Consider the following 12,781-nt stretch of genomic DNA (forward strand, 5'->3'; position numbering starts at 1 on the left):
ATGGCGTCCAAGCCCGCCCCCAGAGACAACCCATTGACCGACGCCGTGTTGCAACTGGTCTTGCAGGTGCCAGGCAGCACCGAGCCCGTGCGCGCCCACCCGGCCGAGCGGGCCCATGCCATTGCGCGCAAGGCGGCCCGCACGGCCAGTGTGGTGTCGGGTTCGCTAGCCCTGCCACCAGGCATCTTGGGATGGCTGACGGTGATGCCCGAGCTGGTGGGAGTCTGGAAACTGCAGGCGCAAATGGTGTCTGATATTGCCAGCGTGTATGGCAAGAGCAAGACCCTGGGGCGCGAGCAGATGTTGTACTGCCTGTTCCGCCACATGTCGGCCCAGGTGTTGCGCGACGTGGTGGTGCGGGTGGGTGAGCGTTTTGTGGTCAAAAAAGCCTCGCTCAAGGTCTTGCAGGCCGTGGCACAACAACTGGGTTTACAGGTGTCCAAAGCCGTCATCAGCAAAGGGGCCTCGCGCTTTGTGCCGCTGGTGGGTGCGGTGGGTGCCGGCGCCTATGCCTACTTTGACACCCTGCAGGTTGCCAAAACGGCGGTGGAGCTGTTCGAGCGCGAAACCGTGGTTGATGCCGAAGGCGAAGTCTGGGTGGATGTGGACGTGCATACCCACGATGGTCTGCAAGAGAAGAAGACCACTGCAAGCACCCCCCAGACCAAGGCAACGAGCAAAAAAGGCCTATAGCCCCCGTAAAATCTTATTGAGTAGCTATAAAAACAGGAGCATTTGCCTTGGATATCTTGCACAACCTGCAATGGGTGCTACCCCTGCGCAGCCCGGCACTCACGCAGTTTGCCGTGGGATTTTCGTGGCTGGGCTACACCACCTTCATCATCTTCTTCATCGCCATCGGTTACTGGACCTGGAACAAGGCCCTGTTCTACCGGCTGCTGGTACTGGTGGCGATCAACGCCCTGGTCAACGCCTATATCAAAGACCTGGTGCAAGACCCGCGCCCACCGTTGGACCTGCGCCTGGACGATCTGGTGGGCACCAGCTACGGCCTGCCCAGCGCCCATGCCCAGATGGCAGTGGTGATGTGGCTGTGGCTGGCGTGGGAAGTGCGCCGTGCCTCCTTGTGGGTTCTGTGCATTCTGATCGCGCTGGGCGTGATGCTGAGCCGCATGTACCTTGGCGTGCATGACCTGGAAGATGTGCTGGTGGGGGCCGCACTTGGCGGTGCCAGCCTGTTTGCGTTTGAGCGCCTGCGCCGCGACCACTGGCCGTGGGAGCAATCCGTGGGATTGCGCGTGCTAGCCATTGCCGCAGTCACCGGTGCGGCCCTGCTGGCCTGGCCCAACGGCTTCACCGCGCCCGACTACATTCCGCTGGTGGCCGGCTCCCTGATCGCCGCCACCTTGGGCATGCAGTGGGACAAGAACCATCTGCGTTTTGCAGCACCACCCCAGTTCTGGCGCCGGGTGGCCATGGGCTTGGTGGGCACCGCCATTTTTATGGGTGAACAAAAGCTGCTCAAGCTGCTGGGCCCCGTGGTACCGCTGGACCCGATGGTTTGGGTCTTTGTCAAAGGCTTGGCCAATGGCCTGTGTGTGGCCGTGTTGATGCCGGCTGTTTTTGTGGGGCTGCGTTTGGCGCTACCATCTGCAACCCCGGCCCCTGGCCCCCCCCCGACAAACCCCTCTCCGCGTCCCGCTGACCTGCATCCATGGCCAAACTTTTTTTTCGCTACTCGGCCATGAACGCCGGTAAATCCACCGCGCTGCTGCAAATCGCCTACAACTACGAAGAACAGGGCCAACGCGTGCACCTGTTCACCGCAGGTATTGACGACCGCAGCGGCGCCGGTTGTATTGCCTCGCGGCTGGGCCTGCAACGCCAGGCTGATGTGTTTGACGAGCACACCGATTTCTTCACCCTGCTGTCGCGCGAAGACGCTCTGGCCTGTGTGCTCATCGACGAGTCACAATTTTTGTCGCCTGAACAAGTACGCCAGCTGCACCGCGTGGCCAATGTTTGCGGCGTGCCGGTCATCTGCTTTGGCCTGCGCTCGGACTTCCAGGGCAATGCCTTTCCCGGCTCGGCCCAATTGCTGACCCTGGCCGACGATATTGAAGAAATCAAGACCATTTGTGGCTGCGGCCGCAAGGCGACGATGAACATCCGCATCGACGACAAAGGCCAGCGCGTACACGCCGGTGCCCAGGTGGAGATTGGTGGCAACGAGCGCTATCAGCAGGTGTGCGCACGCTGCTTCTATGACGATAAATCCGGCGTCTGTTGTAAAATGAGGTAACAGTTGTGGTTGGCTACATTGGATTGTTTGAAAAGTCATTCCTTGAATATCTTGCCCCAACGGGTTACTAATTTTTATGTGAGCAACCAACTGAAGGGGAGTGATATGTCGAGAGTGGTGAATGGTCTTGTAGCCGGAACTTTAATGGTCTCCACATTTGCACAAGCCGGTAATGTGAGCGGTTTTCTGGCCCAGCGAGATGCCATGTACGTCTACAACATGAATGTGACAGAGCGGGTATCCAAAGAGTTCTGGGGTATAGATTGTGATGTTTTCCAGGTGTTGTTCAAAATGGACAGCGGCAGCACAAGTTTTCGACATGTGCAATCGAACTCGGGGGCCACGGCCGATACGCTGAGCGCGCGGACGTGGTTCCCTAACCCGCTTTACTCTTACCAGAGCCAGTTTGCCTACAGTCTGTCTGATACAGCCACATATAAAGTATTCGGTTTTGAATCCGCTACGTTGAATGGCGTTGCAAGTACTGGCCGTGGCACATTCTTCGCCTATTGCTTTTCTACAAATCCAAACGCCCGCATATTTTTGTGGGATGGCGAGGCTTGTCGCATTAAATACTCTAACGGAAGTAGCGTGTCCTCTGTCTGCATGTAATTTCATAGAGGGATAGCCTCTGCGTCATTTGATTCAATAGAACCCCTTGAATGACGCGCCCTGTTGAACTTTAGATTTGCCCTGGAATCTCCCTGCTATTGTTGTATTTGAGACACCCAATATGGAGCAACATTATGATGAACAACGGCATTCTCGTCGTTGCAATTGCATAGACCTTAGTGGGGTACAACATGAGCATGACCATCGGCAACGCAACCTCCCATCTCGGAGATGTCAAAGGCAACTTCGCAATAGGGGCGAGAGAATTCAAGCAGGGCGCGCCAAAAACGTTTGCTGAAGTACAAGCCAACGAAATTGCGGCAAACAGTTTTACTGGCTCTGTCGATAGGGAAAGAGCTGCTACCACAGGCAGTGGTACACAGTCTTTGGATCTTGAAGGGTCTCAAACAACAGATCAACTGTTGTTGCAGCGCCGAATGGCGAACCAACTCGGTGTGGACCCGAAGGCTTCTCTCGACTCAACACGCGTTAGCCAGCAATCGTCAGCATCTGAAAGCACGTACAGCCCACAAGCGACGACTGACACGCTGTCCGCTTTCCAAGGGCAAGATCAACTTCTGAAGCAAAGTCGACCAGCTACTCAACAAAGCGAGGATCCCAAGTGGGCAGCTGACGGCTCAAACGTTGTCGTACAGGCTGCCGCTGCTTTAATGTCCAACACAGTGCAAGCAATTGTCACTACGCCTCTGGCGACGTTGACAACGCTTGAAGAACAGGCCGATCGACCTTAATAGAGGCGAAGTCCAAGCACCGTTTAAGGCACACCCACTGATGTTAAATAGGCTGGCTAGGTGGATTGCTTAAACGCCATCACCGCCTGGTTGCGCAGGGTGCGCAAAAGGGCCAGTTCCTTCTCATCCAACTCCAGGGATCCCCGGTTCTTCTTGTCGGCATAAATCAGGCCAAAAGGGGCACCCTTTATCATCAGTGGCAACAGCAGAAAAGTGTGGGCGTTCAGCCCCTTTCGGTACCACTCGGGCAGACGCTGGGCGAGTCGGGGCTCGGTGGCGTCACTGATCATGGTGTCGGTCCCTTTTTGGCACACCACGGCAAACAAATCGGGCGTTGCCGTCTTCAGAGGCACTTTGAACCCCTTGGCAAACACCTCCACACCTTGGCCCAAGCCAAATCGTCCCGTCATGGTCTCGGTCTTGGCATCACGCATGCAGAAGATGATGTGGTCGAAATGCAGGGCACGTATCATGGTTTCCAGGATCATGCGCAGCACGTCGGTCAGTTTGAAATCCTCCACCATGGCGTTGGTGATGTCTTGAATGCCGGCGGTGAGGGTCTCGGTCACCGAGGAATCCTTGGGCGCCGCAAAACTCTTGCCATCGGGCAAGGTGGTATTGGTCGCATGCAGCGCAAAGGCGGCCAGGCCACTGTCGGCCTCCTGTGCTGCGCCCTCTTCGTCGTCCTTGCCACTGGGCAGGGTTGGCATGGACAACAGATTGGCCGCGGCAGAGCCGGGCGAGACCCGTATCTCCATCGCAGCGGCCAGCTCAATCAGTTTTTGCCGCGCGGCGGTGGTGGCAGCCTGCACCGCCTTGGACCCTACCCCCAGCGCCGATACATATTTGCGGGTGACCGCCTGTACCCGGGCATCCACATCTTTCGGGGCGGAGTGCAACAAAACATCGGCAATTTCATTGGCGGCCAGGGCGATCCAGCGCATGCGTTCGTCGTAATCCGAGGGCGCCTTGGATGGCACCGCACCCGTGGGTTTGCGCATGCAACGCTGCATGCTCAGCGGCAAGCCCCAGGCCTTGGCAATACCCAGACCCAATTCCTCAAAGGTGAGGCCCAGTACCTGGGAGGAGGCAGCACTCTCGCTGACGGGTTCGCGGGTGGACTGCACCATCTTGCGGACCTGGCTGGCTTCTTCGGGAAAGTAGAACTGCACCAGCAGGCGGCCCAGGTTTTGGAACATGGCACCAATAAACGCCTCTTCACTCTCCCCCGCCCCTGGACACAACTCACCACCAATGGAACCTGCCATCAGCGAGCGCAAAAACTCTTCCTTCAGTTGGCTTGCATGGGCCTTGTCTTGCATGTGCTCCAGCAGAACAAGGCTCAGCGCCATATTGCGAATGCCATTGAAGCCCACCAGGTTGACCGCCCGCGACACGGTGTTGATGCTGCCGCGGTGTGCATAGTGCGCACTGTTGACCATGCGCAACAGCTTGTTGGTCAGGGCCACATCCTTGAGGATTTCATTGGTGACGCTGTTGACACTTTCGGTGTCGGAGTTGGCCATGTTTTGGATGCGCAACACGGAGTCCGACAGTGCCGGAAAGTCGCTTTTATGGCGCATGCGCCGCAGCAGAAAGTCCAGCGTGCTATTGCTGCCGGCTCCACTGGCTGTGGCAGCCGGTTTGGCCCATTGCTCCAGCTCGGCCTGGAAGGCCCGGGCCGTGGGAAAGCGTTGCCGCGGGTCACGCGCCAGCGCACGCAACACAATGGCACGCAGGCGGTCGTCCACATCCGCATTCATCTCATCGGGCAAGACCATCTGCTCGTGCACCACGCGGTAAATGGCGCGGTAGGGGTCTGGCTCGTCAATCAGGGGCTTGCCGGTCAACAGCTCCGCCAGGACCACACCCGCCGAAAAGATGTCCATGGATGCGGACGGCGCGCCACCATTGGCGGCTTCGGGCGACAGGTAGCCCACCGTGCCCCCGCCTGCCACAACCGGATCGGTGCTGTTGCGGTCCGGTATACGGGCCGCTATGCCAAAGTCCAGCACGCGGGCGCGCCCTGTGCCATCCACCAACACGTTGGAAGGCTTCAGATCGCGGTGCACCACGTTGACCGCATGGGCCACCGCCACCGCATCCAGCACATCCCGCATCAACGCTACGGCCTCCTGCGGCGGGATGGCGCCGCGTTGCTTGAGAATCTGGTCCAGCGTGTTACCGGCGATGTATTCAAACACCAGGTAGGGCTGGTGGTCCTGGATATCGGCCTCGTAGACCGGGACAATGCTGGGGTGTTTGACGCGCCCCACGCTACGCGCTTCATCCAGCCACTGCACCAGGGCCTGGGGGTCGGAGCCGCTGCCCGGCCGCATGACCTTGATGGCCACCTCACGCTCCATGCGGGGGTCAAAGGCCAGCCACACCGTGGACTGTGCGCCCTGGCCCAGAATTTTTCTCAGTTCGAATCGCCCCAGCGTGTCGGATACGCGCAACGAGCCGGTGGCCAGCGGTGAGCGGCCGTTTGTAAATGTGTTGGGCGTGGGCATGCTCTGGCTGTTGGAAGGGTGCGCAATAGGTGATTTGCAAACCACAGTATGACACCGCCCTACCCCGCAGCCAAGCATTGGTATCTGGGGGTGAAATACCCCCTTTTCTGCCGCTATTGCTGGCGCAACTGCTGGCGCAAATCGGCCCGTTCCCGGTCACTCATCTGGCGTGGGACAGGGCTTGTGTTTGCCCGGGCGAAGGCGACATCGGGTTGAGATTTGAGCGACGCCCGCAGCAAGGCGCGGCGTTGTTGGGTGTCGCTCTCGCGTGCGGGCTCGCGGGTTTCAGCCCTTGTTGGCTCCGCTGCCTCTGGCGTCGGTTGGGCATTGGCACCGTGTGCCACCATGGCCAGAAAGGCATACACAACACGGGGGGCAAACATGGTGGAATGGGGTCCGGTGGTCGGTTTATTGGGCTTTTTTTGCATTGTTGGACGATCCACCGCAACAGTCTGCCGATTTTTGTAACTTTATGTCAATGCCTCGAAATTAAGCAAAGCCAAGCCCCGGAAGCCGCGCAAAATCACGGCTGTTACAAATTCCACACCCCCCTATGCAGAACACGGCAACCCGACCCAACAAGATCCTGGTGGTAGATGATGACACCCGCATACGCGACCTGCTCCGGCGTTACCTGGCACAAGAAGGTTTTGACGTGCTGCTGGCAGAAGACGGCAAGTCCCTCACGCGCATCATGCTGCGCGAAACCGCAGACCTGATCGTGCTGGACCTGATGATGCCCGGTGAAGACGGCTTGTCCATTTGCCGGCGATTGCGCGCTGCAGGTGACGTCACCCCCATCATCATGCTCACCGCCAAGGGCGAAGATATAGACCGCATTGTGGGCCTGGAGGTGGGTGCGGACGACTACCTGGGCAAGCCCTTTAACCCGCGCGAACTGCTGGCCCGCATCCATGCCGTCCTGCGCCGCAGACCCACCCCCGAAGTGCCGGGCGCCCCGTCTACCGAGAACGAAGTCGCACGTTTTGGTGTGTTTACCTTTGACCTGGCAGCCCGCACCCTGCACAAGGAGGGCAAAGAACTGACCCTGACCACCGGCGAATTTGCCATGCTCAAGGCGCTGGTGCGCCACCCGCGCGTACCCCTGTCGCGTGAAAAGCTGGCCCAGCTCTCGCGCGGCCGTGAGTTTGAACCGTTTGACCGCAGCCTGGATGTGCAGGTTTCACGTTTGCGCAAACTGATAGAGAAGGACCCTGCCTCGCCCCACTTCATCCAGACGGTATGGGGTGTGGGGTATGTCTTTGTGCCGGACGAAGCGGCCTGAGCTTGGAATTTCCCGCCACGCAGCAGACTCAAACGGTGTCGCAGGACGACTCCGAGTACGAGTCCTCGCCGGTTGGCCTCAACCTGTTCTGGCGCACCTTTTTCCTGATCGCATTGCTGCTGCTGGGCAGCATGCTGGCTTGGTTGCAAACCCTGCATTCGCTGGAGTTTGAAAGCCATGCCGTAGGTACGGCGCAAGAACTGGCATCACAGGTCAACCTGAGCCGCGCGGCTCTGGTCTACTCCGATGCCATTGCACGGGTGGCCTTGCTCAAGACCATGAGCGACCAGGAGGGTTTGCGCATCGTGCCGCGTGAACCCAGCGACAAATTCACCCTGTTTGATGGTGACGCCCTGAGCCGCCGTGTTGCCAGTGAACTGGCCAAACGCCTGGGCGCGGGCACGGTGGTGGCCAATAGCGTCAATAGCCAATCTGGCCTGTGGATAGGCTTCAAGATTGATGGCGACGACTACTGGCTGCTGACGGATGAGGCCCGATTCCGCGCGGCGGAGGGCAAAACCTGGGGCGTATGGCTGGCAGTGGCTACCGCCTTGTCGCTGGTGGGGGCCGCATTGATAGCCCGGTTGATCAACCGGCCGTTAAAACAACTGTCTTTCGCCGCCAGCCGGGTACGCGAAGGCGACTTTGAGGCCAGTCGGCTGGACGAAAACGTGCAGACCGGCGAGATCCGCGAGGTGAACATCGGCTTCAACCGCATGGCCCAGCGCCTGGCCAAGATCGAGCAGGACCGCGCGGTGATGCTGGCTGGCATTTCACACGACCTGCGCACCCCACTGGCCCGCCTGCGCCTGGAAACCGAAATGAGCGTGACCGACCTGGACGCCCGGGCCCATATGTCAGCCGACATCGCCCAATTGGACGCCATCATCGGCAAGTTCTTGGACTATGCACGGCCAGAACGAACCAAACTGGCCCCCGTGGTCTTGGCCGACGTGGTGGAGGCCTGCACCTACTCCTACAAAAAGCAGACCGACGTCAAGATCAAAGTGCAGCTGGAAGACAACCTGCTGGTGCTGGCCGATGAAGTGGAGCTAGGCCGCATCCTCTCCAATCTGCTGGAAAACGCACGCCGTTATGGCAAATCCGTCGATACCGGCATTGCCCGCATCCACCTGGCAGCCATCTCGCGGGACAAGTGGGTGCTGATCAAGATTCGCGACCACGGTGTGGGTGTGGCCACCGAGCAGCTCACCAACCTCACCCAACCGTTTTACCGCGGAGAAGCCGCCCGTACGGCGGCCAACGGCGCCGGCCTGGGCCTGGCCATCGTTGACAAAACCGTGCAGCGCATGGGCGGCGCGTTTTCGCTGGGCAATGCACCGTCTGGCGGTTTGTCCTGCAATATTCGCCTGCAACGCGTCAGCAGCCCTTGAAAACTACAGGCTAGCCGCGAGGGTGGCACCCTCGCGGATCGCGCGCTTGGCATCCAGTTCGCTAGCCAGTGCAGCGCCACCGATCTTGTGGAAACGTGGCGCACCGGGCACCACCGGTGTATCGGCTGGGGGCATCAGCTCGGTCAAGGATTCCTGACCGGCGCACAAGACCACATGGTCAATTTCCAGCACCTGGGACTCCCCATTGACCGTGATGTGCAAACCAGCGTCGTCAATACGGCGGTACTCCACACCCGCCAGCATCTTGACCCCATTGCGCTGCAACACCGCACGGTGCACCCAGCCGGATGTTTTGCCCAAGCCAGCCCCCACACGCGTGGTCTTGCGTTGCAACAAATACAACTCGCGATACGGCTCGGCCGGTGCAGCGGGCACTAATCCACCATGGGCCTGGGCTTGCAGGTCAACACCCCACTCCTGGCACCAGTGTTCTATGGACAGCGGCAGCGCCACCGCCGGGTCGTGCAGCAAAAACTCACCCACATCAAAACCAATGCCACCGGCGCCGATGATGGCCACCCTCTTGCCGGGCACCACCTTGCGCTGTAGCACGTCCAGGTAGGACACCACATTGGCCCGCTCCACCCCCGGAATGCGCGGTGTGCGCGGCACGATGCCCGTAGCCAGCACGATGTCATCAAAGCCCTGGGCCAACAACTCTTCACGGCTGACACGCTGGTTGAGTTTGACGGTGACACCCGTTATATCCAGACGCCGCGCAAAATAACGCAGGGTCTGCGCAAACTCTTCCTTGCCCGGCACCTGCATGGCGATGTTGAACTGACCACCGACACGGTCGCTGCTGTCGAATAGCGTCACGTCGTGGCCACACTCGGCTGCCACCGTAGCCGCAGACAAGCCCGCAGGCCCCGCACCCACCACCGCCACCTTCTTCTTGCGGGCGGCCTTGCGGTAGACCAGCTCGGTCTCGTGCGCAGCCCGCGGGTTGACCAGGCAGCTGGCACGCTTGTTGGCAAAGGTATGGTCCAGGCAGGCCTGGTTGCAGCCTATGCAGGTATTGATTTCGTCCACCCGACCGGCAGCGACCTTGTTGACCCAGTCGGAGTCGGCCAGAAACGGCCGCGCCATGGACACCATGTCCACACTGCCACTGGCAATCAGTGCCTCGGCTTCATCCGGCATGTTGATACGGTTGCTGGCGATGACCGGTACCTTTACGGCCTGCTTCAGGCGTGCCGCCACGCTGGCAAATGCCGCGCGAGGCACCGAGGTGACGATGGTGGGCGTGCGCGCCTCGTGCCAGCCGATGCCGGTGTTGAACAGGTTTACACCCGCCGCCTCCAGTGCCTGGGCCACTTGCACCACTTCGGGCCAGGTGTTGCCGCCCTCCACCAAGTCCAGCACCGAGTGGCGGTACATCAGAATGAAATTGGGTCCGACCGCCGCGCGCACCTGGCGCACGATCTCCACCGGCAGTCGCATGCGGTTCTCAATGTTGCCACCCCAGCGGTCGGTACGCTGGTTGGTGCGGGTGCACAAAAACTGATTCAGCAAATACCCTTCGCTGCCCATGATTTCCACGCCGTCGTAACCCGCCTTTTGCGCCAGTTGGGCGCAGCGCACATAGGCCTTGATGGTGGACTGGATGCCGCCCTCAGTCAAAGCCTTGGGTTTGAACATGGAGATGGGGGATTTGATGCTGGACGCCGACACTACAAAGGGCTGGTAGCCATACCGACCCGAGTGCAGAATCTGCATCAAAATCTTGCCGCCCTCTTCGTGCACTGCGTCGGTCACCTTGCGGTGGTTGCGCACATCAAAGACTGAATTCAGCGTGCCGCCAAAAGGCAGCAGCCAACCCTGGCGGTTCGGTGAAATGCCGCCGGTGACTATGAGGCCAACCCCACCCTTGGCCCGCTCACGGAAATAGGCCGCCAGTTTGGAGTAGTTGTAGAAGCGGTCCTCCAGCCCCGTGTGCATGGAGCCCATCATCACGCGGTTGCGCAGCGTGGTAAAGCCCAAGTCAAGCGGTTGCAGCAGGTGGGGATGTGCAGTGGTTGGCATATCAGACATGGTTAATCAGTACGATGGCACGGGCCTCCATGGCCAGGCCTTCGCCGACCGGCCCCATTTTTTCGGCGGTTTTGGCCTTGACGTTGACTTGCTCCACGTCGATGGCCAGCACCTGCGCAATACGCGCACGCATGGCCGCAATATGCGGTGCCAGCTTGGGGGTCTGGGCAATGACGGTGCTGTCCACATTGCCAATCTCAAAGCCTTTTTCGCGCACACGACGGGCAGCCTCGGCCAGCAACACGGTGGAGTCCGCGCCCTTGAACCGCACATCGGTATCCGGAAAATGTGTGCCTATATCGCCCATGGCTGCCGCACCCAGCAGCGCGTCGGTGATGGCGTGCAGCAGCGCATCCGCATCCGAATGGCCCAGCAGGCCTTTGGTGTGGGGAATGTCCACACCGCCCAAGATCAGCTTGCGGCCTTCCACCAGGGCGTGAATGTCCCAACCTTCTCCAATACGCAATCGCATAGTCTTCCTGTTTACTTGTTCCAATCGAGAATAGCCGAATTCCATGGGCGTTACATTTACGCTTTAAGCTCACGCACCTAAAACCCCCCCATGAAAATACTTACCCTTTTGGCCCTGTTCGCGTTCACCAGCATCACCCACGCCCAATCCACCCCCACCAAGCAAGAGCTGATCGCACGCATATTGGCAGCACAACAGCCAGCAATTGAGCAGACCGCACAAGCCATCGTGGAACGCCCGGCCATCCAAATGCAGCAACAGGCAGGCTTGGCCCTTCAGGCCCGCGTGGCACCCGAAAAGCGCGAGGCCGCTGCAAAACGCATCCAGGCAGACCTTAAAAAGTACATCGATGAAGTGGGCCCCGTCGTGCGGGCACAGGCCGTCAAGCTGGGACCCTCAACCATTGGCGCCTTGCTGGATGAAAAGTTCACCGAAGACGAACTGAAACAATTGATCGCCATCATCGAATCACCCGTCAACAAAAAGTTTGCACAAATGGGTGGTGAGTTTCAAAAGTCCCTGGGCGAAAAACTGGTGGCACAGACGCAGGCCAGCGTAACGCCCAAGGTCAAGGCGCTGGAGCAATCCATTGCAGGGCATTTGGGTCTGCCAACAACGCCATCGGAACCTGCTACCAAAGCACCCAAGAAATAGTCTAAGTCGTCTGGAGCCGCGCCTGCAGCACCGCTTGCGCCAGCGCAAAGTCCTGCGGGTAGGTGACCTTGAAGTTTTGCGCACTGCCCTCGACCAACAGCGGTGCTTTGCCGACAAACTCCAGCGCGCTGGCTTCATCGGTCACGGCATCACCCGCCACCAGCAAGGCCTGTTGCAGCTCCGCGATCCGAAACATCTGCGGGGTCTGGGCCAGCCACTTGTCGATGCGCTCCACGGTCTCGGCCACCCTGCCACCCACTTCACGCTTCAGCGTGTCGGGCAGCTTCAACGCCAACAGGCCACCGACTGCGTCGCCCTGGCAGGCGTCGATCAGTGTATTGATCTGCTCGGGGGTTATCAGGCAACGGGCCGCGTCATGCACTAGCACCCAGTCATCCGGGTTTGCACCGCGGTCCACCAAGGCAGTCAAACCGTTAAAAACGCTTCCAGCCCTCGTGGAACCTCCACATGGCGCTACCAAAACAGTAGCGCCCTGGTTGTCAAAGAAGGTATCACCACTGGACACCACGACCAAGACTCCGCTGAGGCGTGACACCGCTGCGAAAGCGGACAGCGTGTGTAACACCATGGGTTGGCCCGCCACCGGTTGGTACTGCTTGGGGCCGTCGGAGCCAGCACGGGAGCCGGTGCCGGCACAGGGGATCAGCGCCCATAGGCGGGCGGAGGGAGCGGTAAGGGATGCGGTGACCGGAGCTGTCATGGAAGAGGTATTTGTTGGGCTGGCGGTCTAGGACGGGTGCGCCATTCTAAAATCGACGCA

Annotated in this window: 13 protein-coding genes; 8 read left to right on the top strand and 5 right to left on the bottom strand. The window is 59.7% G+C overall.

The window, feature by feature from the left end:
- The 5 genes from HZ993_RS03965 to HZ993_RS03985 all read left to right on the top strand — a co-directional run bounded on the left by HZ993_RS03965 (position 1) and on the right by HZ993_RS03985 (position 3,627).
- A complete protein-coding gene (locus tag HZ993_RS03965) occupies positions 1-693 on the top strand; it encodes an EcsC family protein (protein WP_209395976.1) in 693 nt (230 codons plus the stop codon).
- Between the two features lie 47 nt (positions 694-740).
- Positions 741-1,709, top strand: coding sequence for a phosphatase PAP2 family protein (locus HZ993_RS03970; protein WP_209395977.1), 969 nt, complete (start codon positions 741-743; stop codon positions 1,707-1,709).
- On the top strand, positions 1,676-2,263 hold the full coding sequence (locus tag HZ993_RS03975) for a thymidine kinase (protein ID WP_209395978.1): 588 nt from the start codon (positions 1,676-1,678) through the stop codon (positions 2,261-2,263). Before HZ993_RS03970 ends, HZ993_RS03975 begins: the two co-directional genes overlap by 34 nt.
- 42 nt (positions 2,264-2,305) lie before the next feature.
- Entirely contained in the window at positions 2,306-2,875 is a 570-nt protein-coding gene (locus HZ993_RS03980; RefSeq protein ID WP_209395979.1) for a hypothetical protein, read from the top strand.
- 191 nt (positions 2,876-3,066) lie between these two features.
- Positions 3,067-3,627, top strand: coding sequence for a hypothetical protein (locus HZ993_RS03985; protein WP_209395980.1), 561 nt, complete (start codon positions 3,067-3,069; stop codon positions 3,625-3,627).
- Between the two features lie 56 nt (positions 3,628-3,683).
- Here the strand turns inward: HZ993_RS03985 and HZ993_RS03990 are convergent, their stop codons facing one another.
- Together HZ993_RS03990 and HZ993_RS03995 are read right to left on the bottom strand one after the other, a co-directional pair.
- Positions 3,684-6,140: an HDOD domain-containing protein gene (locus HZ993_RS03990; protein WP_209395981.1), complete on the bottom strand. Its 2,457-nt coding sequence runs from the start codon at positions 6,138-6,140 to the stop codon at positions 3,684-3,686.
- A gap of 113 nt (positions 6,141-6,253) precedes the next feature.
- Positions 6,254-6,523, bottom strand: a complete 270-nt coding sequence (locus HZ993_RS03995; protein ID WP_209395982.1) for a hypothetical protein — start codon at positions 6,521-6,523, stop codon at positions 6,254-6,256.
- A gap of 170 nt (positions 6,524-6,693) precedes the next feature.
- Here HZ993_RS03995 and ompR point away from each other — a divergent pair, with 170 nt between their 5' ends.
- Together ompR and HZ993_RS04005 are read left to right on the top strand one after the other, a co-directional pair.
- Complete coding sequence (gene ompR / locus HZ993_RS04000) at positions 6,694-7,425, top strand: two-component system response regulator OmpR (RefSeq protein ID WP_209395983.1); 732 nt, start codon at positions 6,694-6,696, stop codon at positions 7,423-7,425.
- 35 nt (positions 7,426-7,460) lie between these two features.
- Entirely contained in the window at positions 7,461-8,819 is a 1,359-nt protein-coding gene (locus HZ993_RS04005; protein ID WP_245213950.1) for a sensor histidine kinase, read from the top strand.
- Between the two features lie 3 nt (positions 8,820-8,822).
- On the opposite strand, the gene HZ993_RS04010 is transcribed toward HZ993_RS04005, so the two are convergent.
- Positions 8,823-10,865 (bottom strand): NADPH-dependent 2,4-dienoyl-CoA reductase, encoded by a 2,043-nt coding sequence (locus tag HZ993_RS04010; protein WP_209398254.1) that lies wholly within the window; start codon positions 10,863-10,865, stop codon positions 8,823-8,825.
- Position 10,866: 1 nt separating this feature from the next.
- Entirely contained in the window at positions 10,867-11,346 is a 480-nt protein-coding gene (gene ispF / locus HZ993_RS04015; RefSeq protein ID WP_209395985.1) for a 2-C-methyl-D-erythritol 2,4-cyclodiphosphate synthase, read from the bottom strand.
- 90 nt (positions 11,347-11,436) lie between these two features.
- Between ispF and HZ993_RS04020 the strand changes: the two genes are divergently transcribed.
- Positions 11,437-12,000: a hypothetical protein gene (locus HZ993_RS04020; protein ID WP_209395986.1), complete on the top strand. Its 564-nt coding sequence runs from the start codon at positions 11,437-11,439 to the stop codon at positions 11,998-12,000.
- A 1-nt stretch (position 12,001) separates the two neighbouring features.
- Here HZ993_RS04020 and ispD read toward each other — a convergent pair whose 3' ends face one another.
- Positions 12,002-12,721: a 2-C-methyl-D-erythritol 4-phosphate cytidylyltransferase gene (gene ispD / locus HZ993_RS04025; RefSeq protein WP_209395987.1), complete on the bottom strand. Its 720-nt coding sequence runs from the start codon at positions 12,719-12,721 to the stop codon at positions 12,002-12,004.
- Positions 12,722-12,781: the final 60 nt, after the last annotated feature.

Source organism: Rhodoferax sp. AJA081-3 (assembly GCF_017798165.1).
Classification (GTDB): domain Bacteria; phylum Pseudomonadota; class Gammaproteobacteria; order Burkholderiales; family Burkholderiaceae_C; genus Allorhodoferax.

Coding starts and splice junctions, on each gene's coding strand:
- HZ993_RS03965 (WP_209395976.1), top strand. CDS start 1: ATGGCGTCCAAGCCCGCCCCCAGAGACAACCCATTGACCGACGCCGTG.
- HZ993_RS03975 (WP_209395978.1), top strand. CDS start 1,676: ATGGCCAAACTTTTTTTTCGCTACTCGGCCATGAACGCCGGTAAATCC.
- HZ993_RS03985 (WP_209395980.1), top strand. CDS start 3,067: ATGAGCATGACCATCGGCAACGCAACCTCCCATCTCGGAGATGTCAAA.
- HZ993_RS03990 (WP_209395981.1), bottom strand. CDS start 6,140: ATGCCCACGCCCAACACATTTACAAACGGCCGCTCACCGCTGGCCACC.
- HZ993_RS03995 (WP_209395982.1), bottom strand. CDS start 6,523: ATGTTTGCCCCCCGTGTTGTGTATGCCTTTCTGGCCATGGTGGCACAC.
- ompR (WP_209395983.1), top strand. CDS start 6,694: ATGCAGAACACGGCAACCCGACCCAACAAGATCCTGGTGGTAGATGAT.
- HZ993_RS04010 (WP_209398254.1), bottom strand. CDS start 10,865: ATGCCAACCACTGCACATCCCCACCTGCTGCAACCGCTTGACTTGGGC.
- ispF (WP_209395985.1), bottom strand. CDS start 11,346: ATGCGATTGCGTATTGGAGAAGGTTGGGACATTCACGCCCTGGTGGAA.
- HZ993_RS04020 (WP_209395986.1), top strand. CDS start 11,437: ATGAAAATACTTACCCTTTTGGCCCTGTTCGCGTTCACCAGCATCACC.
- ispD (WP_209395987.1), bottom strand. CDS start 12,721: ATGACAGCTCCGGTCACCGCATCCCTTACCGCTCCCTCCGCCCGCCTA.